This window comes from Herminiimonas glaciei, assembly GCF_042664955.1.
Lineage (GTDB): Bacteria > Pseudomonadota > Gammaproteobacteria > Burkholderiales > Burkholderiaceae_D > Oxalicibacterium > Oxalicibacterium glaciei.
In genome coordinates this window covers 114,991-140,233 of sequence record NZ_JBHTBU010000003.1, presented here as the reverse complement: position 1 = coordinate 140,233, position 25,243 = coordinate 114,991, and the positions used below count along the sequence as shown (strand labels likewise).

The following is a 25,243-nucleotide window of genomic DNA, read 5'->3' as shown; positions in this document are numbered from 1 at the left end:
ATTTTTACCGAAAGGATTACCCATGTTCGTTCGCTCCATCTCCGGCAAAACCACACGCTGGCTCGCCATTGCCGGCATTTTCCTGGCACTTCCTGCGCTTGCCGCCACCGCACTTAAAACAGACCCGGCCAAAAGCAAAGTCACTATCGTTTTCAAACAATTGAATGTGCCGGTTGAGGCGACCTTCAAGAAATTCAACGCGCAAATCACTTATGACGCGGCCAAACCAGAAACCTCCAAAGCCAACGTCGATATCGACGTCAACGGCTTCGATCTCGGCGATCCGGAATACAACCGTGAAGTATTGAAAAAAGAATGGTTTAACGCCGCCCAATTCCCGAAAGCGACCTTTGTTTCCAGCCAGATCAAACCTGGTGCAGCAGGCAAACTTGATGTCACCGGCAAGCTCACCATCAAGGGTAAAACCAGCGATGTCAGCTTCCCGCTCACCGTCAAAAAAGAAGGCAGCAACCAAGTCTTTGAAGGTGTATTACCGATCAAACGCCTGACCTACAACATCGGTGAAGGTGAATGGAAAGACACCAGCATGGTGGCTGATGAAGTCACGATTAAATTCCGTGTCGTCACGGCGCAATAGCAGTTCCCGTAGCACCCCAAATAAGAAGTAATTAATTAGCCCACACAACCCAGGAGTTATTTGAATGAAATCCAAACTTGCACTGATCTGTTTGCTGGCCGCTGGCGCGAGCTCTGCATTTGCACAAACTTATACAATCGATCCTAGCCACACCTATCCTAGCTTTGAAGCTGACCACATGGGCATTTCGGTATGGCGTGGCAAGTTCGAAAAAACCAGCGGTACCGTGGTACTGGACCGTGCGGCAAAAACCGGTTCGCTGGAAATCGTGATCGATACCAACTCGATCGACTTCGGCCATGCGAAGATGAATGAACATGCGAAAAGCAAAGATATCTTCAACGTCGAAAAATTCCCTACCGCCACCTACAAAAGCAAATCGATCAAGTTCGATGGTGACAAGCCGGTTTCGGTTGATGGCGAGCTGACCCTGTTGGGCGTGACCAAACCAGTCACCCTGAACATCAACAAATTCAAATGTATCCAGCACCCTATGCTGAAGCGTGAAGTGTGTGGCGCCGATGCATCTGCTGAATTCAAACGTAGCGATTTCGGCCTGAACTACGCTTTGAACTACGGCTTCTCGCCTGACGTCAAACTGGCGATCCAGGTTGAAGCCGTCAAAGCAGACTGATTAAGTCAAGCGATTGTGCAATCACAAAAGCCGGCGTTATACTGCGTCGGCTTTTTATTTTGATGGGTAGCGACTGGCTTTATGGCTGAACGATATTTACGCAGCATTCGTCTTCTGGCCGAGTGCTTTCATGCATTCGAACGCCAGTCGGGCGCCAATATCCGTTGCCGCACCGGGCTGACGCCATCCCAATTCGATATCATCGCCACCCTGGGCAATACCTGTGGCATGAGCTTCAAAGAGTTGGGTGAAAGAACCCTGATCACCAAGGGTACGCTGACCGGCGTGATAGACCGGCTGGAAGAAAAAGGCCTGGTAGCACGCGTCACCCAGATCGAAGACAGACGCAGCACCCTGGTCAAGCTGACCGCTGCCGGCGACGCTGAATTCAAGCGCGTATTCAGCCAGCAAATCGCCTTCGGCAAGCAATCATTCGTCAATTACGACGCACAGGACTTCGATGCATTGGACAAGGAATTGACCAAGCTGCATGCCAACCTGACCGGGAAAGAACCAAAACAAAAATATTGAGTACTTACTCATGGACATAAAAAAAGCCGGCAGATGCCGGCTTTTTTATTATGCGCAGTGCTTAAACCACAGCACCATCATGTTCGTCTTTTTCCTTGACCGGCTTCAGCAAGTCTTCACGCTTCACACCCAGCCACATCGCCAGCGCAGCAGCAACGAAGACCGAAGAGTAAATACCGAAGCAGATACCGATGGTCAGTGCCAGTGCAAAGTAATGCAGGGTAGGACCGCCGAAGAACAGCATGGACAAGACCATTAACTGGGTCGAGCCGTGGGTAATCACGGTACGGGAAATCGTACTGGTAATCGCATGGTTCAGTACGTCGGCAGTTGCCATTTTTCCGAAGCGGCGATCACGGAAGGTTTCACGCACGCGGTCAAATACCACCACCGATTCATTGACCGAATAACCGAGTACCGCCAGCACCGCCGCCAACACTGTCAGCGAGAATTCCCACTGGAAGAAAGCAAAGAAGCCGAGAATGATCACCACGTCATGCAAGTTAGCCAGGATCGCCGATACCGCATACTTCCATTCGAAGCGAATCGCGAGATAGATCATGATGCCGATCACCAGCATGCCCAGCGCCATCAGGCCATCATGCGTCAACTCGTCCCCGACCTGCGGTCCGACGAACTCGACACGCTTCAGCTCCACCGTGCTGTCCTGCGCTTTCAGGGCGCCAATCACACGTTCGCTGATTTGCGCCGAATCGGCGTTTTTCTGTACCGGCAAACGGATCAATACGTCTTGTGCAGTACCGAAGCTTTGCACTTGCATATCGACATAGCCAAGGTCGGTCAACTTGCCGCGCACGCCTTCGATGTCGGCCGGCTGCGAGTAGGTGACTTCCATTACCGTACCACCGGTAAATTCAATCGACAGATGCAAACCCCGGTGCAACAAGAAGAATACGGCAGCGACAAACGTCAGCGCGGAAATAACGTTGAAGATCAACGCATGGCGCATGAACGGGATATCTTTTTTGATGCGGAAAAACTCCATCACTTCCCTCTCAGTGCGACCGCCTGTCGCTTAAGTCATCAGGCGGTCTGTCTAAATACAATTCAAATAGCTGCAACTTAGCTACATCCGAAACGCCGCTCCGGCGCTTCGCATTTCAATATCAGTCTGCAGGTTTCCAGACCTGGCCGATGGATACTGTTGTCAGTTTCTTCTTGCGGCCGTACCAGAGATTAACCACGCCACGTGACACAAACACGGCGGAGAAAATCGAAGTCAAAATCCCCAGGCAGTGCACCACGGCGAAGCCACGCACCGCACCGGAACCGAAGATCAGCAGCGCCAGGCCGGCAATCATGGTGGTGACGTTGGAATCAAGAATGGTCGCCCATGCACGTTCAAAGCCCATCGAAATCGCTGTTTGCGGTGAATGCCCGGCACGCAACTCTTCGCGTATCCGCTCATTAATCAGCACGTTGGCATCAATCGCCATACCCAGTGTCAGCGCAATCGCGGCGATACCCGGCAGTGTCAAGGTTGCCTGCAACAAGGACAACAAGGCAATCAGCAACATCAGGTTGACCGCCAGCGCAAACACGCTGAAGAAACCGAATGCACGGTAGTAAATGATCATGAAGATGCCGATGGCGATGAAACCGTACAGCGTGGCATCAAAGCCCTTGGTAATGTTTTCAGCACCAAGTTGCGGTCCGATCGTACGTTCTTCGATGATTTCCATCGGTGCCGCCAGCGAGCCAGCACGCAACAGCAGAGCGAGGTCGCTGGCTGCTTCGGCCGAACCCATGCCGGTGATCTGGAAGCGTGCGCCCAGTTCGTCGCGAATAGTCGCAACGGTCAGGACTTCACCCTTGTTCTTTTCAAACAGCACAATCGCCATTGCCTTGCCGACCCGGGTACGGGTTGCTTCACGCATGCGACGACCACCGTCGCCGTTCAGGTCGATGCTGACCGAAGGCTGGTGGTTTTGATCGAAGCTGGCCGAAGCGCTGGAAATGTATTCACCGGTAATGATCGGATCCTTGTACAGGACGACAGGTGCGTTCTTGCCGACTTTGAACAGTTCTGAACCGAATGGAATCGCGGCAGTTTCTTCGGTACCGCGGGTGACTGTTTCATCCACCAGGCGAACTTCCAGCGTTGCTGTTTTACCGATGATGTCCTTGGCGCGCGATACGTCTTGCACACCCGGCATTTGTACTACGATACGATCCGCACCCTGGCGCTGGATCAGCGGCTCGGTCACACCCAGTTCATTCACACGCTTGGACAGGGTAGTGATGTTTTGCTGGACTGCGTCTTCTACCGTTTGTTTCAATGCTGTCGGGTTCAATGCACCCACCAGCTTCAGGTCTTCACCGCTACCGGCATCGGTCAGTACCAGTTCGCGCAATTCATTGCTCAGTACGGTACGCGCCTTGTTACGGGTATCTGCATCACGGAACAGGATTTCCACATTGTCACCACTACGCGCAATACCGGCATGGCGGATATTTTTGTCGCGCAGGATGCTGCGGGCGCTGGCTTGCAAACCGAGCACGCGCTTGTTCATCACCGCTTTGGTATCAACTTGCATCAGGAAGTGCACACCACCGCGCAAATCAAGGCCGAGATACATAGGTGCCGCATTCAGGCTTTGCAACCAGCCTGGCGTATTCGGCAACAGATTGAAAGCCACCAGATAGGTCGGATCTTCCGGATCGGTGTTCAAATCTTTTTCCAGTATGCCCTTGGCCTTGAACTGGATATCGGTATTAGGGAAACGAACACGGACGGTACCTTGCGTACCTATCGTTTCATAGACTATCCCGTCGTATTGGATACCGTCTTTTTTCAGGGCCTGCTCGACCTGACTCATCAGGGAGCTGTCCACCTTGACGGTGGCTTTGGCACTGCTGATTTGTACCGCTGGCGACTCGCCGAAGAAGTTCGGCAGGGTATACAACACACCCAACAGCAGTGCGACAGCGATAATAATGTACTTCCAGAGGGGATAGCGATTCATATTGATTCAGGGTTCGGGGTGGAACGTCAGACAAAAATCAACCCCACGTCCGACCAGCGGAGGTGGGGTGTTTAACCCATTACAGCGATTTGATCGTACCCTTAGGCAACAAGGTAGTCACTGCGCTTTTTTGAATCACGATCTCGGTACCGTCTTGCACTTCCAGCGACAGGTAGACATCGGAAACCTTGGTGATCTTGCCCAGTACACCGCCTGCTGTTACGACTTCATCGCCACGTGTTACGGCTTCAATCATCGCCTTGTGTTCTTTTTGACGTTTCATCTGTGGACGTATCATCAGGAAGTACAGCACAACGAACATCAGGATGATAGGCACGAATTGGGTCAGGTTGCCCAGGACGCCGCCAGCGGCAGTTGCAGCGTAAGCGTTGGAAATAAACACGGGTATGCTCCAGGTTGTAATAATGGTTGAATAAATATGGGTCGGTTATTTTAGCACTGGAAAATCGCTTTTCCGGTGCTGACTGATTTTCATTAAAGAAAGATCAGCTTCCGCGTGCACGATCCGCATGGAATTGGACCACAAAGAGCTGGAATCGCCCTTCGCTGATCGCTTCCCGCATCTCGCGCATCAGGTCCAGATAGTAGTGCAAGTTATGTATCGTATTCAGTCTGGCACCCAGAATTTCGCCGGTACGATGCAAATGATGCAAGTAAGCACGGGAAAAATTGCGGCAGGCATAGCAGGAACAGCTTTCATCCAGCGGTTTCTTGTCATCCTTGTAACGCGCATTCTTGATCTTGATATCGCCAAAGCGGGTAAACAACCAGCCGTTACGAGCATTGCGCGTAGGCATCACGCAATCGAACATATCTATCCCGCTCGCCACACCTGCCACCAGGTCTTCCGGCGTTCCGACACCCATCAGGTAATGCGGCTTGTTCGCCGGCAGGCGCGGACCGACGTGTTCCAGCACGCGCATCATGTCTTCCTTCGGTTCACCGACCGACAGGCCGCCGATCGCCACACCGTGGAAATTCAATTCTTCCAGGCCGGCCAGCGATTCATCCCGCAGGTTTTCAAACATGCCGCCCTGCACGATACCGAACAAGGCATTCGGGTTTTCTTCGCGCTTGAACTCATCCATCGAGCGTTTCGCCCAGCGCAGCGACATGCGCATCGACTTGGCTGCTTCTTCGGTGGTGGCCGGACGGCCGTCGATTTCGTATGGTGTGCATTCGTCGAACTGCATCACGATGTCGGAATTCAGCACGCGCTGGATCTGCATCGACACTTCCGGCGACAGGAATAATTTATCGCCGTTGATAGGCGACGAAAAATGCACGCCTTCTTCGGTGATCTTGCGCATCTCACCCAGCGAAAACACCTGGAAACCACCGGAATCAGTCAGGATAGGTTTGTTCCAACCCATGAATTCATGCAGGCCGCCGAACTTGGCGATGATGTCATTGCCCGGGCGCAGCCACAGGTGGAAGGTATTGCCGAGGATGATTTGCGCATCGATCTCATTCAATTCCAGCGGTGACATCGCCTTCACCGAGCCATAGGTACCGACCGGCATGAAGATAGGCGTTTCTATCACGCCATGGTTCAGCGTCAGTTGGCCGCGACGCGCATTGCCGTCGGTTTTAAGTAATTTGAAATTTAACATGTGGGCATTCTGGTCAAAAACATCGCATCGCCGTAGCTGAAGAAACGATAACGTTGGGAAATGGCGTGTTGGTAAGCAGCACGTATGGTGTCATAACCGGCAAAGGCCGACACCAGCATCAGCAGTGTCGACTTCGGCAAATGGAAATTGGTAATCAGGCGCGTGACCGTTTTAAAGGTATAGCCTGGCGTAATAAACAAGCGCGTATCGGCGCTGCCTGCCTGCAGCACACCGCTTTGTGAAGCCGATTCCAGCGCGCGCATGCTGGTAGTACCTACCGCCACGATATTGCCACCTGCAGCCTGTGTGGCTTTGACCAAGTCCACGGTTTGCTGCGAGATGGTGTACCACTCGCTATGCATATTGTGCTCGGCCAGGTTTTCATTGCGTACCGGCTGGAAAGTGCCAGCACCCACGTGCAAGGTTATGTAAGCGAGCTTTACGCCTTTCGCGGTCAGTGCATCCAGCAAGGCCTGGTCGAAGTGCAAACCGGCAGTCGGTGCCGCGACCGCACCCGGCGTCTTTGCGTAGACAGTCTGGTAACGCGTTTCATCGTAGGCATCAGCCGCATGTTCGATATACGGCGGCAAAGGCAGACGGCCATGTGCCTCGATCAGCTCGAAGACATCGTCGGGGAATTGCAATTCATAAAACTCACCGGCGCGCTCACCGACGATGACATCGAAAGCATCGGCCAGGCGGATACGCATGCCAACCGTGGGGGACTTGGAGGCACGTATCTGCGCATGTACATTGCGCTGGTCTATCACGCGCTCAACCAGTACTTCAACCTTGCCGCCGGTTTCCTTGACGCCAAAGAAACGTGCCTTCAACACGCGCGTGTCATTGAATACCAACAAATCGCCGGGTGACAGCAAGTCGACGATGTCGGAAAAATTGCGATCCGTCATTTGTTCGGGAAGTACTTGCAGCAAGCGCGAAGCACTACGTTCGGCCAGGGGTGTTTGCGCAATTAATTCTTGCGGCAAATCGAAATCGAAATCGGAAAGTGAATACATACAGCTATTGAGGTTTGAAAACGTCGTTAAAAATGCCATGCATATCGCATGACGGCTTCGGTTTTACTGTCCGAGGTGTGACGCAGACAAATTTGTTTGCAGCAATCGCGCGGCAGAACTGCTATGGTTGCAATGCTTGCAGTCTCGGCCTTACATGTGTTGCCACACGCAAGACACATGAAGTCATCGCAAAACCTGCTATTTTACGCCCTGCCGCCCATTTTCGGCCCGATATGCCTGTACTGAAGAAAAAGCCCGCCACTGTTGCCAAAAAGACTAGCAAAACGACCAAGTCGGCGGCACCCACACGCGCGGAGAAAATCGACGACAAACTGATCAAGCTCGGCCTGCGCTCCGACATGGATAAGGTCTTGCATTTGCCGATGCGCTACGAAGACGAAACCGAGATCAAGAGCATCGGCGAAGCCGGTTTCATTTTCGGCCGTTCGGTACAAGTCGAAGGCGTCGTGACTTCCTGTGAAGTCGCCTTCCGGCCACGCCGCCAGCTGGTCGTGACCATCTCCGACGACACCGGCCAGCTGGTGATGCGCTTCCTGAATTTTTACGGCAGCCAGGTCAAGCAAATGGCCGAAGGCAATCGGGTGCGCGCCCGCGGTGAAGTGCGACATGGCTTCTTCGGTGCGGAAATGGTGCACCCCAGCTACAAGATGGTGCTCGAAGGTGCGCCGTTGCCCGCCGCGCTGACACCGGTTTATCCGGCTGGTGAAGGCCTGTCGCAAACCATACTGCGCAAGACCATCATGGACGCGATGACGCGCATCGAATGGCGCGATACGCTGAACGACAAGCTGCGTGGCGAACTCGATTTGATGTCTTTCGAACCGGCGGTACGCCTGTTGCACAATCCGCCGCCCGATATCGATGAAAGCGCATTGGCGGATCGTTCACATGCGGCCTGGGTGCGGATGAAATTCGACGAATTGCTGGCACAGCAGTTATCGATGAAGCGCGCGCAAATGGCACGTCGCGCCAAAGGTGCAGCCGTGCTGCCGACCATAGGCAAGCTGTCGAAAGCCTTCCTCAAGCAATTACCGTTTTCACTGACCGGCGCACAACAACGCGTACTGGAAGAAATCCGCGCCGACCTCAAGCAATCCTTCCCGATGCAGCGCCTGTTGCAAGGTGATGTAGGCAGCGGCAAAACCGTAGTCGCCGCATTGGCTGCAGCACAAGCGATAGACAGTGGCTTCCAGGCAGTATTGATGGCGCCGACCGAAATCCTGGCCGACCAGCACTTCCGCAAAATCGCCGGCTGGATGGAACCGCTGGGTGTGAACGTCGCCTGGCTGACCGGCAGCCTGAAGAAAAAAGAAAAGCTGGAAGCCAAGGAACGTATCGAAGCCGGCACCGCACAACTGATCATAGGCACGCATGCGCTGATCCAGGAAGATGTGCAGTTTGCCAAACTCGGACTGGTCATCGTCGATGAACAACATCGCTTCGGCGTCGGTCAGCGCCTGGTACTGCGCAACAAGGGCGTGGATATTAATGCGAGCGCGCAGCAGCAAACCATCCCGCACCAATTGATGATGTCCGCCACGCCTATCCCGCGCACGCTGGCAATGACCTATTACGCCGACCTCGAAGTCTCGGTCATTGATGAACTGCCGCCGGGACGCACACCCATCGTGACACGCGTCATCGACCAGAACCGTCGCGATGAAGTAATCGAACGCGTGCATGCCGCCGCACTGGAAGGGCGCCAGGTGTACTGGGTCTGCCCGCTGATCGAAGAATCCGAAGCATTGCAATTGCAAACCGCGACCGATACGCATCAAACCCTGGTTGAAGCCTTGCCGGATTTGCAGGTCGGGCTGGTGCATGGACGCATGAAGCCGGCCGAGAAACAGCAAGTGATGGATGCCTTCACACGCGGCGAGATTCACTTGCTGGTTGCCACTACCGTGATTGAAGTCGGCGTCGACGTACCGAATGCTTCGCTGATGGTGATCGAGCATGCAGAACGTTTCGGCCTCTCGCAATTGCATCAATTGCGCGGCCGCGTCGGACGTGGTTCGGCCGCCAGTGTCTGCCTGCTGCTCTACCAGGGACCGCTCGGAATGATTGCCAAGCAACGCTTGCGCATCATGCGCGAATCGACCGATGGCTTTGAAATTGCGCGCAAGGACCTGGAAATACGCGGTCCCGGTGAATTCCTCGGGGCGCGTCAATCGGGCCAGGCCATGCTGCGTTTTGCCGACCTGGAAACCGATCAATGGCTGCTTGATCGCGCCCGCGACCTGGCGCAAACCCTGCTGCGCGACGACATGGCGACAGTCGATGCACATCTGGCGCGCTGGCTGGGCGCACGTGAGGACTACCTGAAGGTATAGAATAAGCCCTTAGGCTCAGCATAAACTCAGGTATCGACCCGAAGGCAAAGACTCCATCATGACGCTTACCGAACTCAAATACATAGTTGCCGTCGCACGCGAAAAGCATTTCGGCCACGCGGCAGAAGCCTGCTTCGTCGCACAACCGACCTTATCCGTCGCCATCAAGAAACTGGAAGATGAGTTGGGCGTCACCCTGTTCGAACGCGGTGGCAGCGAAATTTCGATGACGCCCCTGGGTGCGCAAATCGTGGCGCAGGCTGAACGCGTACTGGAACAGACCGCCGCCATCAAGGAAATCGCGAAACAAAACAAGGACCCGCTGGTCGGCCCGTTCCGCCTCGGCATTATTTACACGATCGCGCCCTACCTGTTGCCGCCGCTGGTCAAGACCATCATAGAACGCGTGCCGCAAATGCCGCTGGTGTTGCAAGAAAATTTCACCGTCAAATTACTGGAACTATTGCGCCAGGGTGAACTGGATGCGGCCATCGTTGCGCTGCCATTCCCGGATCAGGGCTTGCTGGTGCAACCGGTGTATGACGAACCCTTTGTCGTTGCCGTACCCAAGCACCACAAGTGGGCCAATCGTGACAGCGTCAGCACCGATGACCTGAAATCGGAAACCATGCTCCTGCTCGGCAACGGCCACTGCTTCCGCGACCAGGTATTGGAAGTCTGTCCGGAAATGTCGCGCTTCTCGACTTCCGGCGACGGCATCGCCCGCACCTTCGAAGGCTCTTCGCTGGAAACCATACGCCATATGGTGGCGTCCGGCATCGGCATCACGGTCTTGCCACAAGCATCGATCCCCGATATGCAAGCCAAGGACGGCATGCTGCGCTACATCCCGTTTACACAACCCGGTCCTTCACGCCGCGTCGTGCTGGTCTGGCGCAAAAGCTTTACCCGTGGTGCCGCGATCGAAGCCGTGCGACAAGCCTTGCTGTCTTGCGACCTGCATGGTGTCACCATGCTGCCCGATGAACCACTATCCGAAGCCTGATGCATTTGCATCGGCTGGTTTTCCTTCTCCTGTATAAGAAACACTGTTAGATGAATCGCCTCCAACTGTACTTCCGCCTGATCCGCCTGCATAAACCTATCGGCATTTTGCTGCTGCTATGGCCCACCCTGTGGGCGTTGTGGATGGCCTCGGACGGCAAGCCGGACTGGACGCTGGTCGCCATCTTTACGCTGGGTACGGTCCTGATGCGTTCCGCCGGTTGTGCTGTCAACGACTACGCGGATCGCGATTTCGACAAACATGTACAACGCACGGTGGACCGGCCGATCACCAGCGGCAAAATCAAACCGTATGAAGCGTTGCTGGTCGCGCTGGTATTGACCCTGCTCGCCTTTGCGCTGATCTGGCCGCTCAATACGCTGACCAAGCAATTGTCGATAGCAGCTGTCATCATTGCTGCCACCTATCCGTATTTCAAACGCTTCTTTGCCATCCCGCAGGCTTACCTTGGCATTGCTTTCGGCTTCGGCATCCCGATGGGTTTCGCCGCCGTGCAAAATACAGTGCCGGCCGCTGCGTGGTGGCTGCTGGTGGCGAATGTCTTTTGGTCGGTGGCCTACGATACTGAGTATGCGATGGTCGATCGTGAGGATGACCTGAAACTGGGCATGAAAACCTCAGCCATCACCTTCGGCCGTTACGATGTGGCCATCATCATGTTTTGCTATGCGATGACGCTGGGCATCATTGGTGTCGTCGGCTGGCAATTCGGTTTGCGTATCTGGTTCGTCGCCGGCCTGCTGTTGGCGGCGGTATGTGCGGTGTATCACTACACACTGATACGCAGCCGCGAACGTGCCGGCTGCTTTGCCGCTTTCAACCACAACAATTGGCTGGGCGGCGCCATCTTTGGCGGTGTCGCACTCGACTATCTGCTGCGCTGATTACAAGCCCACACCATGTCGACCATCCCACCCAATGCAAACGCGACCGACGAAGCCAAAGTCAAACGCTATTTGCCCTGGGTGGTAGCAATTGCACTGTTCATGGAGCAGCTCGATTCAACCATTATCAATACCGCCGTACCGTCGATGGCGGCCAGCCTGCATGTCACGCCACTCAGCCTGAAGGCAGTCGTCAGTTCCTACATCCTGGCACTGGCGGTCTCCATTCCTATCAGCGGCTGGATGGCGGATCGCTTCGGTACGCGCCGCGTCTTCAGCGTCGCAGTCGGCCTGTTTACCTTTTCTTCCATCCTGTGCGGTTTGTCGGTGAACGTCCCCATGCTGGTAGCAGCGCGTATCCTGCAGGGCTTCAGCGCCGCGATGATGATGCCGGTCGGACGCCTGACCGTGATCCGCACCTTCCCGAAATCCGAACTGCTGGCGGCGATGAATTTTGTCATCATCCCGGCTTTGATCGGCCCCTTGCTGGGACCGACAGTAGGCGGTTTGATCGTGCACTGGCTGCCGTGGCAGGCGATCTTCTTCGTCAATGTACCGATAGGCCTGGCAGCGCAGTGGATGATCCATCGCCATATGCCGGACTACCGTTCGGATTCGCCACGCCCGCTGGATGTCATCGGCCTCGTGCTGTTCGGCTCCGGCGTTGCCCTGCTGTCGTGGATCCTGGAAATCTTTGGCGAACACTATCTGGATGCAACGTCCACCACCATCCTGTTCATCATTTCGCTGGCCCTGCTGGGTACCTATGTTTTGCACGCACGGCGCACGCTGCATCCGCTATTGCAACTGGCATTGTTCAAAACGCGCACCTTCCGCGTCTCCGTGGTCGGCGGTTTTATCACGCGCCTCGGTGTAGGCGGCCTGCCGTTCCTGTTGCCGCTGCTGTACCAGCTCGGGCTCGGCCTGCCCGCGTGGCAGTCAGGGCTGATGATGATGCCGACCGCCGCCGCCGCGATGGCGATGAAACTGATTTCAGTGCGGGTGCTCGGTCACTTCGGTTATCGCAAGGTTTTGATCGTCAATACCGTGATGATAGGCATCACGATTTCCCTGTTTTCCATCATCACACCGAACACGCCTGTCGCCGTGATCCTATTACTGGGGCTGGCCCAAGGCTTCTTCAATTCGCTGCAATTCTCCAGCATGAATTCGATGGCTTACTCGGATATCAATCCGGAAGACTCCAGCATGGCCAGTACAATCGCCAGTTCGATGCAGCAAATGTCGATGAGTTTCGGCCTCGCCTTCGGTTCGATTATCGCGGCCTGGTACCTGGGTGATTTGCCGCAATCCGACCGCGCCGCCGTCGGCAATGCCCTGCACCATGCATTCCTGACATTAGGTGGATTAACCATCATTTCATCGTTGTCGTTCTGGACCCTGCGGCCCAACGATGGCGAGAGTGTCAGCAAGGCACACACGACAAGCTAAACCGAAAATTTCATTCAACGATTAACTCAGGAGCAGACTATGGAACGCAAGCGTGTAGGCATCGTTATTTTTGATGATGTGGAAGTCCTGGATTTTTGCGGCCCGTTTGAAGTCTTTTCCGTCACACGCATCAACACCGAGCGTCGCCGCGAAGAACCTTCGCCGTTCGAAGTGGTACTGGTGGCCGAACATGACAAGACCATCGTTACTACCGGCGGCATGCGTGTATTGCCGGACACGACCTTCGCACAGTGTCCGCCACTGGATATCCTGCTGGTGCCTGGCGGTTGGGGCACACGCAAGGAAATGCACAATCCGGCGCTGCTGTCCTTTGTCACCGAACGCGCCGCACAGGTGGAAACCCTGACTTCAGTTTGCACCGGTGCACTGGTGCTGGGCAATGCCGGCTTGCTGGATGGTTTGCGCGCCACGACGCACTGGCGTTCACTGGACTGGATGCAGGAGCTGTTCCCGAAGGTCACGGTGGATTCCGTGTCGCAGGTGGTCGAACAAGGCAAGGTGCTGACTTCTGCCGGCATCTCGGCCGGTATCGATATGGCTTTGATCGTGGTGCAACGTTACTGCGGTGAAGAGGTAGCGCGCGCGACTGCACGCCATATGGAATATCCATTCCCTGAATCGTCGGTCCGGCGTGTTCCGTTGCTACCCACAACATAAAGCAATCTGATTCATGCTCATACGCCCTGAACAAGCTACTGACGCCACTGCCATCGAAGCATTGACACGCGCTGCATTCGCCGACCATCCGCATAGCGATCAATGCGAACACTTCATCATTGCCGCTTTACGTGCAGCAGGCGCACTCCCGATATCGCTGGTGGCAGAGGTTGAAGGTGAAGTCGTCGGCCACGTCGCATTTTCACCGGTCGATATCTCGGATGGCAGTCAAAACTGGTATGGCCTGGGACCGGCATCGGTACTGCCAGGATGTCAAAATCAGGGGATAGGCAAGGCACTGATAGAAAACGGCCTGGCTCTATTGCGCGCAGATAAAGCCCGGGGCTGCGTCGTGGCAGGTGATCCCGCCTATTACCAGCGCTTTGGCTTCAGATCTCATGAAACACTGTCCTACCCTGGCTTGCCGGCTGAATATTTTATGGCTTTGCCGTTTCAGGCTGAATTGCCGAGCGGAACAGTCAGCTACCATCCGGCATTCTCCGCCCAGGCATAAAAATGCCGCTGGCGATAACAGACGGAAACATCTGGTAACACGCCTTACCAAAGCATGCTGGATGCAAACGTCGTTTTCATGTGTAATCAATGTGCGGCATGCCAACGCTGATACAGCAGTGGATATTGCCAGGCACATTCGCCACTACAAGGAGCAGAGATGAACAGTAAAATAATTATTTCGTCGATCATGACGGTGACTCTGTTGGCCAGCAGCGCCGCATTCGCGCAAGGCTATAACGGCGGCGGTGATCGCGGTCACAACGAACAAATGCAAAGAGGCGGCCCGGGGAACGACCACGGCAAGCCCGGCAATAATAAATACGGCGATAAACATGGAAACAAGCACGACGGCAGGCACGATAACCGTCGCTCCGTGCATCATGACGGCCGTGGTGCCGGACCAAACCACAATTACTACAAAGGCGGCCATCTGCCACGTGAATACCGTGGCCACCAATACGTAGTCAACGACTGGCGCGGTCATCACCTGTCGGCTCCACCGCGTGGTTATAACTGGGTACAAACCGGCGGTGATTATGTGCTGATCGCAATTGCCACCGGCGTCATCGCACAAATCATCCTCGGCAATTAATTCCAGCTGTCGCGTTTAACGCTGCTGATATGAAAAGAGGCCGGATGTTTGCAAAAACATCCGGCCTCTTCACATCTGAACCCCTTACTTAGTCCTGGCCGAATTCCTCACCCAGCGCCTGCCCACGTGCCGCCGCTGCTTTCATTGCATTGATGATCGATTGTTTGACGCCACTGGCTTCCATGCTGCTCAAAGCCGCATAAGTAGTGCCGCCCTTGGACGTCACGCGTTCACGCAATACCGCGACCGGATCACTGGCTTGTGCCGCCAGTTGGGCGGCGCCGACAAAAGTCGAAATAGCGAGTGCATTACCCTGCTCTGCGGTCAGGCCCATTTCCTGCGCGGCCTGCTGCATCGCTTCGATAAAGTAAAACACGTAGGCTGGTCCGCTACCGGATACAGCGGTCACCGGATCTATCAGTTTCTCGTCATCCAGCCAAACCGTTTCACCCACTGCCCGCATGATGGCATCGGCCGCTGCACGCTGCTCCTTGCTCACACCTTCGGTGGCAACCATACCGGTAATGCCCTTGCCGATCAGTGCCGGCGTATTCGGCATCGTACGCACAATCGCGTTGTGTCCTTTCAGCCAGCGCGACAAATCAACCGCGCGTATACCCGCGGCAATCGACAGCACCAGTTGCCCCTTGATATGCGGCACCAGTTGCGCCACCACACCTTTCATCTGCTGCGGCTTGACCGCCAGCACGACGACATCGCTGGCAGCCAGCGTCGCATCGATCTCGGATGAGGTCTTGATACCGAACTGCTGTTGCAATTTCGCCAGCGAATCGGCATTGATATCGACCACATGGATATTGCCTGCCGCAGTCAATTTTCCGGCGAGGCCGCCGATTAAAGCGGCAGCCATATTGCCGCCGCCAATGAAACTGATTTTCAAATTATTTTGCATATTCCCTTGTACCAAAAATTGCGGAACCTATCCGCACTATCGTTGCACCTTCGGCGATCGCTGCATCCATATCGCCGGACATCCCCATGGATAATGTATCCAGTTTTAATCCTTCCGCACGCAACTGATCAAGCAAAGCATGCATTTGCCTGAACGGTGCACGTTGTTGTTCTGCATCACCGACCGCTTCCGGAATCGCCATCAAGCCGCGCAGGTATAGTCGGGGCAAGGCTGAAATCGCCTGCGCCACAGCCAGCGTTTCGGATGGTAAAACCCCGCTTTTACTGGCCTCGCCACTGATATTCACTTGCAAACAAATATTCAGTGGCGGCAGATGCGCCGGCCTTTGTTCCGACAGGCGCTGGGCGATTTTTTCCCGGTCGACCGAATGCACCCAGTCGAAGTGTTCGGCGATGGGGCGGGTCTTGTTACTCTGGATAGGGCCGATGAAGTGCCATTCCAGCTGCAAATCCGGGCGTGCAGCCTTTACTTCGGCGATCTTTTCCAGTGCTTCCTGCAGGTAGTTTTCACCAAAAGCACCCTGTCCGGCCTCGGCCGCGGCAATCACCGCATCCGCGCCAAAGGTCTTGGATACCGCCAGCAATTCCACGCCGTGTACATCGCGTCGGGCGCTGTTCGCGGCGTCGGTGATCCGCTGACGCACAGCTTGCAAGTTTTGGCGTATTACAGACATAATCAAAGTTCTTTAAAGCATTAGTTAAGCGTCACCATAACATCGGTACGCGTACCGGGCGGTCACACTGTGTTTCGCCTCTTGCTTTCGCATTTTTGTAGCAGGCTCAGGGATTATAAATGGACATTTCAGAACTACTCGCGTTCTCCGTCAAGAATAAAGCATCCGATCTGCATTTATCAGCCGGCCTGCCGCCGATGATCCGCGTCCACGGCGATGTCCGCCGTATCAATTTGCCGCCGCTGGAGCACAAGGATGTGCACGGCATGATTTATGACATCATGAACGATGGCCAGCGCAAAGTGTATGAAGAACGGCTGGAAATCGACTTTTCCTTCGCCATCCCCGGCCTGGCCCGCTTCCGCGTCAACGCCTTCAACCAGGATAGGGGCGCTGCCGCCGTACTGCGTACCATCCCATCCAAGATCCTGAGCCTGGAAGATTTGAATGCGCCGAAGATTTTCGCCGAGCTGGCATTGAAACCACGCGGCCTGGTCCTCGTTACCGGTCCGACCGGCTCCGGTAAGTCGACCACACTGGCGGCGATGGTCAACCACGTCAATGAAAACGAATACGCGCACATCCTGACCATCGAAGACCCGATTGAATTCGTGCACGATTCAAAAAAATGCCTGATCAACCAGCGCGAAGTCGGCCCACATACCCACTCCTTCGAAAACGCCTTGCGCTCGGCGCTGCGGGAAGATCCGGACGTGGTACTGGTCGGCGAATTGCGCGACCTGGAAACCATACGCCTGGCACTGTCTGCCGCTGAAACCGGCCACCTGGTATTCGGCACCCTGCATACCTCGTCCGCTGCCAAGACCATAGACCGTATCATCGATGTCTTCCCCGGCGATGAAAAGGAAATGGTCCGTGCGATGCTGTCCGAATCGTTGCAAGCCGTCATTTCGCAAACCCTGCTCAAAACCAAGGATGGCAGCGGCCGTATTGCCGCGCATGAGATCATGCTGGGTACACCGGCCATCCGTAACCTGATCCGCGAAGCAAAAATCGCACAGATGTATTCGGCCATCCAGACCGGATCAAATGTCGGCATGCAGACGCTGGACAGCAACCTGACCGAACTGGTGAAACGCAATGTGATTTCCAATGCGGCTGCACGTGCCGCAGCCAAGACGCCGGATAACTTCCCAGGATGAAGGCGAGGTTGCGCAAAGCATGCTTTGCGCCGCCTGAATCGGAGCAGCTTGCAAGCTGCGGGGTGGAAATGCAGCACAGCTTACGCCGGTGTAAAAAATAGACTAAAAGAGAGTCACTATGGAACGCGATCAAGCCACTAAATTCATGTACGACTTGCTGCGCCTGATGCTGAGCAAGAACGGCTCCGATCTTTTTATCACCGCCGACTTCCCGCCTGCATTCAAGATCGACGGCAAGATGACGCAAGTCTCCAACCAGCCGCTGACCGCCGCCCATACGATTGAATTGGCACGTGCCATCATGAGCGACAAGCAGGCAGCCGAGTTCGAAGCGACCAAGGAATGCAATTTCGCGATCAGTCCCGGCGGCATCGGTCGTTTCCGTGTTTCTGCCTTTGTACAGCAGGGCCGGGTCGGCATGGTGGTACGTACCATCACCACCGCCATCCCCAGCATAGAAGCACTGGGCGTGCCGGAGACCCTGAAAGATATCGTGATGACCAAGCGCGGCCTGGTGATCATGGTCGGCGCTACCGGTTCCGGCAAATCAACTACGCTGGCGGCGATGATAGGCCACCGCAATGAACACAGCTTCGGCCACATCATCACGATCGAAGATCCGGTCGAATATGTCCATCCGCATAAAAACTGCGTCATCACACAACGTGAAATCGGCGTCGATACCGATGGCTGGGGCGTGGCACTGAAGAACACGCTGCGCCAGGCACCCGATGTTATTTTCATCGGCGAGATTCGTGATCGTGAAACCATGGACTATGCGATCGCCTTTGCCGAAACCGGCCACCTCTGCCTCGCCACCATGCATGCAAACAGCTCGAACCAGGCACTGGATCGCATCGTCAACTTCTTCCCGGAAGAACGTCGCCAACAGTTGTTGATGGATTTGTCGCTGAATTTGAAGGCCATGATTTCACAACGCCTGATCCCGCTGAAAGATACCAAGGGCCGCTGTGTCGCTGTCGAGATCATGCTGAACTCGCCACTGGTTTCTGATTTGATCTTCAAGGGCGATGTACATGAAATCAAGGAAATCATGAAGAAGTCGCGCGAACTCGGCATGCAGACTTTCGATCAAGCCTTGTTCGATTTGTATGAAGCCGGCAAGATTTCTTATGAAGATGCTTTGCGCAACGCAGATTCGGTCAACGATTTGCGCCTGTCCATCAAACTCAATGGCAAGGAAGCGCAGAATCGCGATTTGAGCAAAGGTACCGAACACCTGGGGATAGTATGAGCAATGTCTATGACTTCAAGGCTGACAGCCTGGCCGGTGCATCGGTCGACCTGGCGCAATATCGCGGCAAGGTGCTGCTGATCGTCAATACCGCCAGCAAATGCGGCTTCACGCCACAGTACCAGGGTCTGGAAGCGGTGTACCAGCAGTTTCGCGATAAAGGCGTGGAAGTACTGGGCTTCCCGTGCAATCAGTTCGGCGGCCAGGAACCCGGCGATGCCGAAACCATAGGCGCATTCTGTGAAAAAAATTACGGCGTGAATTTTCCGCTCTTTGCCAAGATCAATGTGAATGGCGACGACGCCGATCCTTTATTCAAATACCTGAAGCACGCAGCACCAGGCTTGCTCGGCAGTGAAGCGATCAAATGGAATTTCACCAAATTCCTGGTGCGCAAGGATGGCACGGTATTCAAGCGCTATGCGCCGCAAACCAAACCGGAAGAATTGGTAGACGACATTAATAAACTGCTGGCGGAATAAACTTTCGCTGCAAATAAAAACGCTGGCAATACCGTGAGGTAAGCCAGCGTTTTTTATTGCAGGAGCATTGCTTAGTGCGTTGCTGTCAGCGCGCTATCAATCAACTCTATCCAGTGTTTGACCGGTGTATCGGTACCGGATTGCAGGTGCGTCAGGCAACCGATATTGGCCGAAACTATCATCTCTGCCTTGGTCTCTGCCAGCTTGGCCAGTTTGTTGTCACGCAGTTGATACGACAGCTCCGGCTGCATAACCGAGTAAGTACCTGCAGAACCACAGCACAGATGGCTATCGCCACATAACTGCACATCCACGCCGACCGCACGCAATACGCCTTCAACCTTGCCACGGATTTGCTGGCCGTGTTGCAGGGTGCAAGGCGGATGGTAGGCCACGCGTTTCGAAATCTTGCCGTTCAATTTGCCTTCCAGTTCAGCTTCAAAGGCCGGCATGATTTCACTCAGATCTTTCGTCAAACCCGAGATCACGGCGGCTTTTTCTGCATAGGCAGGGTCGGCCTCCAGCAAATGACCGTAATCCTTGACGGTCGCACCGCAACCGGAAGCGGTCATGACTATCGCTTCAGCGCCGGCTTGCACCAGTGGCCACCATGCATCGATATTGCGACGCATATCATCCAGGGCGCCGTCGTGATCATTCAGGTGATGCCGGATCGCGCCACAGCAACCGGCTTTCGGTGCCACTACCAATTGCACACCGAGCGCATCGAGTACGCGCGCAGTCGCGGCATTGATATTGGGCGACATGGCAGGTTGCACGCAACCGTCGAGCAAGAGCATTTTGCGTGCATGGGCACGGGTCGGCCAGCTGCCGGCGTTTTCGCGGCGCGGCACTTTGTTTTGCAGGGCTTGCGGCAATAGCGGACGGAACAGCTGGCCGGTTTTCATCGCCGGTGTGAACAACCATTTGCGCGGTAACAATTCCTTCAATGCAGTACGTTTCAGTTTTTGCGAGAACGAATACGGAACCTGGTCTTCCACCACCTTGCGACCGATATCAATCAGGCGACCATACTTCACGCCGGATGGACAAGTGGTTTCGCAATTGCGGCAAGTCAGGCAGCGATCCAGATGCAACTGTGTTTTCGCAGTCGGCTTCTTGCCTTCCAGTACTTGCTTGATCAGATAGATACGACCACGCGGGCCGTCCAATTCATCGCCCAGCAACTGATAGGTCGGGCAAGTGGCGGTACAAAATCCGCAATGCACACAGCTGCGCAGAATCGCGTCAGCCTCATGGCCTTCGCGGGTATCTTTGATGAAATCGGCTAAGTTGGTTTGCATTGATTCCTACAATCTTCTGAAAGTCTTGCTACGGTAGCGGCAATTAATACTGCGCGTACATACGACCCGGATTGAAAATACCGTCCGGGTCAAAATTATTTTTCATGTTTTGATGGATACGACCCAGTGCCGGTGGCAGCGGATGGAATACACCCACCTCTTTGTCGCCGCCACGGAACAAGGTCGCATGACCGCCAGCCAGTGCAGCCGCGGCACGGATGGTCTCGGCACTTTCAGTGGTACGCAGCCAGCGCTGTGCGCCACCCCATTCGATCAGTTGCTGTCCATTCAGCGCGATAGGCGCAGTCGTCGACGGTACGGACAAACGCCACAGCACATCCGATTGTGTAAAGAATTCATTGCTTTGCTCACGCATCGCGATCCAGAAATCATCGCCATCGACTTCTGCGCCGCCTATGGTTTGCTGCGCCGCCGCCAGTGCCGCTTTGGCACCGGACAAACGCAGCATCAGCGCGCCGTCACACCAGGCACTGGCAGAGATAGGCAAAGGCTGGCCACCCCATTCATTCAAACGGCGAATCGCATCCTTTTCATCCATTTCGAGACGCAAGCTAGTTTGCGCATACGGCTTCGGCAATACCTTGACCGATACTTCCAGCAACAAACCCAGGGTGCCGAGGGAACCGGCCAGCATGCGCGATACATCGTAGCCGGCGACGTTCTTCATCACCTGACCACCGAAATGCAGCGACTCACCCTTGCCATCCATCAGCACGACGCCTAATACGAAGTCGCGTGTCGCGCCAACCGCAACGCGGCCAGGACCGGACAGGCCGCTGGCAACCATGCCGCCAATAGTCGCGCCGGGACCGAAATGCGGCGGCTCGAAAGCCAGCATCTGGTTTTGTTCAGCGAGGATGGCTTCGACTTCGGCCAATGGCGTACCGCTACGCACAGTAATCACCAGCTCGGTCGGATCGTAAGCGACCACACCACTATAGGCACGCGTATCCAGCAACTCGCCTACCGGCGTCTGGCCATACCAGTCCTTGGTACCGCCGCCACGTATGCGCAAAGGCTGCTTGTTGGCAGCAGCCGCAAGGATGCGCTCTTTAAATTGTTCGATTACCTGTTCCATTCTGGCCTTGAAATAATTAGAAACGCGGCAAATCGGGAAACTTCAGCATGCCACGTTTGACGTGCATCTTGCCGTACTCGGCACAGCGCTGTAGCGTCGGGATAGCCTTGGTCGGATTCAGCAAAGAGACCGGATCGAAAGCACGTTTGACAGCCAGGAAGGCATCGATCTCGGCACGCGAAAACTGCACGCACATCTGGTTGATTTTTTCCAGGCCGACACCATGCTCGCCGGTGATGGTGCCACCGACCGCAACGCACATCTCGAGGATTTCCGCGCCAAACAATTCGGCGCGGTGGAATTCACCTTCCTGGTTGGCATCGAACAAAATCAGCGGATGCAAATTACCGTCGCCGGCATGGAATACATTGGCACAGCGCAGGCCGTATTTGACTTCCATTTGCGCGATGCCGAGCAATACATCTGCCAGGCTGCGACGCGGGATGGTGCCGTCGATGCAGTAGTAATCGGGCGAGATACGTCCGGCCGCGGGGAAGGCATTCTTGCGGCCCGACCAGAAGCGCAGGCGCTCGGCTTCGTTTTGCGACACCGCAATCGCGGTCGCACCCGAATGCTTGAGCACTTCGGTCATACGGGCGATTTCTTCGTCGACTTCTTCCGGTATGCCATCCGATTCGCACAGCAGGATCGCTTCGGCATCGATGTCGTAACCTGCCTTGACGAAGGGTTCGACCATACGCGATGAAGTCTTGTCCATCATCTCCAGCCCAGCTGGAATGATGCCGGCGGCAATCACGCTGGCGACGGCATTGCCGCCTTTCACCACGTCATCGAAGGACGCCAGGATCACGCGCGCAAGTTTAGGTTTAGGAATCAGCTTGACGGTGACTTCTGTCACCATGCCGAGCATGCCTTCCGAACCAACGAAAACCGACAGCAAATCCAGTCCCGGTGCATCGAGTGCAGCATTACCCAGTTCGACCACATCGCCTTCTATCGTGACGACGCGCACGCGCATCACGTTGTGTACGGTCAGGCCGTATTTGAGGCAGTGCACGCCGCCGGAGTTTTCCGCGACGTTGCCGCCTATGGTGCAGGCGATTTGCGAAGAAGGATCGGGAGCGTAGTACAGGCCGAGCGGTGCTACCGCTTCGGAGATAGCCAGATTGCGCACACCCGGCTGCACCACGGCAGTACGGGCATAGGCATCGACTTTAACAATTTTGTTGAGACGGGCCGTCGAGAGGACGATGCCATCGGCGATCGGCAAGGCGCCGCCGGATAAACCGGTACCGGCACCGCGTGGCACGATAGGTACCTTGAGTGCATTACACACCTTGAGGGCGGCAATGACTTGTTCTTCGGTGTCGGGCAAGACCACCACCATGGGCAATTGGGCATAGGCTGCCAGGCCGTCGCACTCGTAAGGCCGCGTGTCTTCTTCATTGAAGAGTACGCAACGTTCCGGGAGTACGGCACGCAATGCGTCCACTACCGTGCGTTGGTACGCCGCTGTAAATGGAGGTGCCGAAGTTGTATTCATCATCAATCCTGATTGCAATTTTCGCGTCTGTTAGCAAAATGAGAGACGCATAAGGTCCGATCAGAGTGTAACGAAAGCACGCCCCGGCTGGACTGAAAGCTTTAGCCGCCAGGGTGAAAATTATTCAAGTGATGTGAAAAAACGCAGTAAGGCGCTGAATTAGCCCACTACGTCATGCTTTGCATATTAAACCGTTCCATCATCCAGTTCATGAACAATACAACTTCCGGGCGCTCGCGCACACTTTGTTCATAGACCATGTAATAGGCATGTTGTGGCGTCGTCAACTGTATGTCGAACAGCGGCACCACTTCACCGTTGGCAATCATTTCCTCGGCAAAATGCTTGCGTGTCAGGGCCACGCCGTAACCATGGCGCACCGCTTCCAGCAACAGGCCCAGATCATCGATACGCAAGCCGGTCGCCGGCTCCGGCCAATCCAGGCCGGCCACTTCGAACCACGCCTGCCACGGTTCCAGCGCAGAGCGCAGCAATTGTGCTTTTTGCAGGTCGGCAGGTGTTTTCAGGCCGCCGATTTTTTCCAGGTAAGCCGGGCTGACTACCGGGAATACCGGTTCTTCAAACAACTTCTCGGTGGTGGTATCCGGATACTTGCCGGCTCCGAAACGTATCTCCAGGTCGGTCTCCGACAAAGCCATGTCGTACAAGGGTACCGAGAGGAAAACCTCTATCGTGATATCCGGATACAGCGCGGTGAAATCGGCCAGGTGTGGCAGGAAGAGGTAACGGGCGAAGGTGGGCGGGACCGTGATCTTGACGCGCGGCTGGGCCAGTGGATGACGATGCGGCAAGGGGAAATCGGCCAGCGAACGCAAGGCATCGCGCACGACGTCCAGATAACGGCGCCCAAATTCGGTCAGGCTGACGCTGCGGCCATCACGCAAAAACAGGCGCTCGCCAACAAATTCTTCCAGCAGGCGGATACGATGGGAAAACGCCGAGGGCGTAATACACAGCTCTTCTGCTGCAATCGCAAACGAGCCATGGCGTGCTGCGGCTTCAAAAGCGGACAGTGCATGCACTGGTGGAAGTCTTATTGCCATTACGTCAATCAATCTTCGGTTATCAAGGCATGATTTTACCGGTTTCACCGGCTTCTTATCGAGCAAGTACTTGTTTTAAGGCAGTTGAATCCCGACAAAAGTAATACTTTCACAACATTACACTCTTTTGCAGTGCAAAACGGGGCTATGCGCGCTCACGATCCAACTTCGCACCCGCCGTTTTACCGTATCCTCACAGCTTCCCTCCACTTTCGATTCTTATTCCATGGGCAACCGACTTTCAAAAATCGCAACACGTACCGGCGACAAAGGCACAACCGGATTGGGCGATGGCAGCCGCGTCGATAAAGATGCCTTGCGTGTACATGCGATGGGCGACGTGGATGAATTGAATTCACACATAGGCTTGTTGCTGTGCGAAGACCTGCCTGCCGCCTTGCGTGAAGAATTGATCTCGATCCAGCACGACTTGTTCGATCTCGGTGGCGAGCTGTGCATACCCGGCTACACGCTGATCCATGATGAACAAGTCGCGCGCCTGGACGGTTTGCTGGAGAAGTACAACAGCACCCTGCCTGCGCTCAAGGAATTCATCCTGCCCGCAGGTTCACGTGCAGCAGCGCAAGCGCATATTTGCCGCACCGTCTGTCGCCGCGCGGAACGTACTATCGTCAGCCTCGGCAAAGCGGAAAAACTCAACGACAATCCGCGCCAGTATATGAATCGCTTGTCGGATTTGATGTTTGTCTTGTCGCGCGTGTTGAATCGCTATGCAGGTGGCGGCGACGTATTGTGGGAAAAGGACAGGGTCAGGGATATTGCATCCTGATGTACACCGGCCAATAAAAAATGCCGCTCAGTGCAAACACTGAACGGCATTTTTTCAAACAGGGAAAAG

General features: G+C 55.1%; 25 protein-coding genes. 14 read left to right on the top strand and 11 right to left on the bottom strand.

The window, feature by feature from the left end; all coding sequences use genetic code 11:
- The first annotated feature begins 22 nt into the window (after positions 1-22).
- From ACFQPC_RS17235 to ACFQPC_RS17225, 3 genes are all read left to right on the top strand, one after another.
- Positions 23-598, top strand: coding sequence for a YceI family protein (locus tag ACFQPC_RS17235; RefSeq protein WP_382273072.1), 576 nt, complete (start codon positions 23-25; stop codon positions 596-598).
- Between the two features lie 64 nt (positions 599-662).
- Positions 663-1,232 (top strand): YceI family protein, encoded by a 570-nt coding sequence (locus tag ACFQPC_RS17230; protein WP_012078221.1) that lies wholly within the window; start codon positions 663-665, stop codon positions 1,230-1,232.
- Between the two features lie 81 nt (positions 1,233-1,313).
- Positions 1,314-1,763: a MarR family winged helix-turn-helix transcriptional regulator gene (locus ACFQPC_RS17225; protein ID WP_382273071.1), complete on the top strand. Its 450-nt coding sequence runs from the start codon at positions 1,314-1,316 to the stop codon at positions 1,761-1,763.
- A gap of 61 nt (positions 1,764-1,824) precedes the next feature.
- Here the strand turns inward: ACFQPC_RS17225 and secF are convergent, their stop codons facing one another.
- From secF to queA, 5 genes are all read right to left on the bottom strand, one after another.
- A complete protein-coding gene (gene secF, locus ACFQPC_RS17220) occupies positions 1,825-2,769 on the bottom strand; it encodes a protein translocase subunit SecF (protein ID WP_382273300.1) in 945 nt (314 codons plus the stop codon).
- 121 nt (positions 2,770-2,890) lie between these two features.
- The gene (gene secD, locus ACFQPC_RS17215) at positions 2,891-4,750 is read right to left on the bottom strand and encodes a protein translocase subunit SecD (protein WP_382273070.1); all 1,860 of its coding nucleotides are present in this window, start codon (positions 4,748-4,750) and stop codon (positions 2,891-2,893) included.
- 79 nt (positions 4,751-4,829) lie between these two features.
- Positions 4,830-5,153, bottom strand: a complete 324-nt coding sequence (gene yajC / locus ACFQPC_RS17210; RefSeq protein ID WP_124575624.1) for a preprotein translocase subunit YajC — start codon at positions 5,151-5,153, stop codon at positions 4,830-4,832.
- A 103-nt stretch (positions 5,154-5,256) separates the two neighbouring features.
- Positions 5,257-6,384, bottom strand: a complete 1,128-nt coding sequence (gene tgt, locus ACFQPC_RS17205; protein WP_382273069.1) for a tRNA guanosine(34) transglycosylase Tgt — start codon at positions 6,382-6,384, stop codon at positions 5,257-5,259.
- Complete coding sequence (gene queA / locus ACFQPC_RS17200; RefSeq protein ID WP_382273068.1) at positions 6,378-7,403, bottom strand: tRNA preQ1(34) S-adenosylmethionine ribosyltransferase-isomerase QueA; 1,026 nt, start codon at positions 7,401-7,403, stop codon at positions 6,378-6,380. The genes tgt and queA overlap by 7 nt, the downstream gene beginning before the upstream one ends.
- Before the next feature lie 233 nt (positions 7,404-7,636).
- On the opposite strand from queA, the gene recG reads away from it, so the two are divergent.
- The 7 genes from recG to ACFQPC_RS17165 all read left to right on the top strand — a co-directional run bounded on the left by recG (position 7,637) and on the right by ACFQPC_RS17165 (position 14,906).
- Complete coding sequence (gene recG, locus ACFQPC_RS17195; RefSeq protein WP_382273067.1) at positions 7,637-9,757, top strand: ATP-dependent DNA helicase RecG; 2,121 nt, start codon at positions 7,637-7,639, stop codon at positions 9,755-9,757.
- Between the two features lie 58 nt (positions 9,758-9,815).
- Positions 9,816-10,763 (top strand): LysR substrate-binding domain-containing protein, encoded by a 948-nt coding sequence (locus tag ACFQPC_RS17190; RefSeq protein ID WP_041296324.1) that lies wholly within the window; start codon positions 9,816-9,818, stop codon positions 10,761-10,763.
- Between the two features lie 50 nt (positions 10,764-10,813).
- Positions 10,814-11,668: a 4-hydroxybenzoate octaprenyltransferase gene (ubiA, locus tag ACFQPC_RS17185; protein WP_382273066.1), complete on the top strand. Its 855-nt coding sequence runs from the start codon at positions 10,814-10,816 to the stop codon at positions 11,666-11,668.
- 15 nt (positions 11,669-11,683) lie between these two features.
- Entirely contained in the window at positions 11,684-13,120 is a 1,437-nt protein-coding gene (locus ACFQPC_RS17180) for a DHA2 family efflux MFS transporter permease subunit (protein WP_382273065.1), read from the top strand.
- A 39-nt stretch (positions 13,121-13,159) separates the two neighbouring features.
- Complete coding sequence (locus ACFQPC_RS17175; RefSeq protein WP_382273064.1) at positions 13,160-13,798, top strand: DJ-1/PfpI family protein; 639 nt, start codon at positions 13,160-13,162, stop codon at positions 13,796-13,798.
- 13 nt (positions 13,799-13,811) lie between these two features.
- Positions 13,812-14,312: a GNAT family N-acetyltransferase gene (locus tag ACFQPC_RS17170; RefSeq protein WP_382273063.1), complete on the top strand. Its 501-nt coding sequence runs from the start codon at positions 13,812-13,814 to the stop codon at positions 14,310-14,312.
- Positions 14,313-14,471: 159 nt separating this feature from the next.
- Entirely contained in the window at positions 14,472-14,906 is a 435-nt protein-coding gene (locus ACFQPC_RS17165) for an RcnB family protein (RefSeq protein ID WP_382273062.1), read from the top strand.
- 88 nt (positions 14,907-14,994) lie between these two features.
- On the opposite strand, the gene proC is transcribed toward ACFQPC_RS17165, so the two are convergent.
- A complete protein-coding gene (gene proC / locus ACFQPC_RS17160) occupies positions 14,995-15,819 on the bottom strand; it encodes a pyrroline-5-carboxylate reductase (protein WP_382273061.1) in 825 nt (274 codons plus the stop codon).
- Positions 15,809-16,513 (bottom strand): YggS family pyridoxal phosphate-dependent enzyme, encoded by a 705-nt coding sequence (locus ACFQPC_RS17155; protein ID WP_382273060.1) that lies wholly within the window; start codon positions 16,511-16,513, stop codon positions 15,809-15,811. The genes proC and ACFQPC_RS17155 overlap by 11 nt, the downstream gene beginning before the upstream one ends.
- Positions 16,514-16,632: 119 nt before the next feature.
- Here ACFQPC_RS17155 and ACFQPC_RS17150 point away from each other — a divergent pair, with 119 nt between their 5' ends.
- The 3 genes from ACFQPC_RS17150 to ACFQPC_RS17140 all read left to right on the top strand — a co-directional run bounded on the left by ACFQPC_RS17150 (position 16,633) and on the right by ACFQPC_RS17140 (position 19,413).
- A complete protein-coding gene (locus ACFQPC_RS17150; RefSeq protein WP_382273059.1) occupies positions 16,633-17,676 on the top strand; it encodes a type IV pilus twitching motility protein PilT in 1,044 nt (347 codons plus the stop codon).
- A 118-nt stretch (positions 17,677-17,794) separates the two neighbouring features.
- Positions 17,795-18,931: a PilT/PilU family type 4a pilus ATPase gene (locus ACFQPC_RS17145; protein ID WP_012078204.1), complete on the top strand. Its 1,137-nt coding sequence runs from the start codon at positions 17,795-17,797 to the stop codon at positions 18,929-18,931.
- Entirely contained in the window at positions 18,928-19,413 is a 486-nt protein-coding gene (locus ACFQPC_RS17140; protein WP_382273058.1) for a glutathione peroxidase, read from the top strand. Before ACFQPC_RS17145 ends, ACFQPC_RS17140 begins: the two co-directional genes overlap by 4 nt.
- 71 nt (positions 19,414-19,484) lie before the next feature.
- On the opposite strand, the gene glcF is transcribed toward ACFQPC_RS17140, so the two are convergent.
- From glcF to ACFQPC_RS17120, 4 genes are all read right to left on the bottom strand, one after another.
- Positions 19,485-20,717, bottom strand: coding sequence for a glycolate oxidase subunit GlcF (gene glcF, locus ACFQPC_RS17135; RefSeq protein ID WP_382273057.1), 1,233 nt, complete (start codon positions 20,715-20,717; stop codon positions 19,485-19,487).
- Between the two features lie 43 nt (positions 20,718-20,760).
- Positions 20,761-21,816 carry a glycolate oxidase subunit GlcE gene (gene glcE, locus ACFQPC_RS17130; protein WP_382273056.1) on the bottom strand — a complete coding sequence of 352 codons (1,056 nt, stop codon included), beginning with the start codon at positions 21,814-21,816 and terminating at the stop codon, positions 20,761-20,763.
- 16 nt (positions 21,817-21,832) lie between these two features.
- Entirely contained in the window at positions 21,833-23,320 is a 1,488-nt protein-coding gene (locus ACFQPC_RS17125; RefSeq protein ID WP_382273055.1) for an FAD-linked oxidase C-terminal domain-containing protein, read from the bottom strand.
- A 167-nt stretch (positions 23,321-23,487) separates the two neighbouring features.
- Complete coding sequence (locus ACFQPC_RS17120; RefSeq protein WP_012078199.1) at positions 23,488-24,384, bottom strand: LysR substrate-binding domain-containing protein; 897 nt, start codon at positions 24,382-24,384, stop codon at positions 23,488-23,490.
- A 226-nt stretch (positions 24,385-24,610) separates the two neighbouring features.
- Here ACFQPC_RS17120 and ACFQPC_RS17115 point away from each other — a divergent pair, with 226 nt between their 5' ends.
- Positions 24,611-25,174, top strand: coding sequence for a cob(I)yrinic acid a,c-diamide adenosyltransferase (locus ACFQPC_RS17115; protein ID WP_382273054.1), 564 nt, complete (start codon positions 24,611-24,613; stop codon positions 25,172-25,174).
- Positions 25,175-25,243 lie beyond the last annotated feature (69 nt).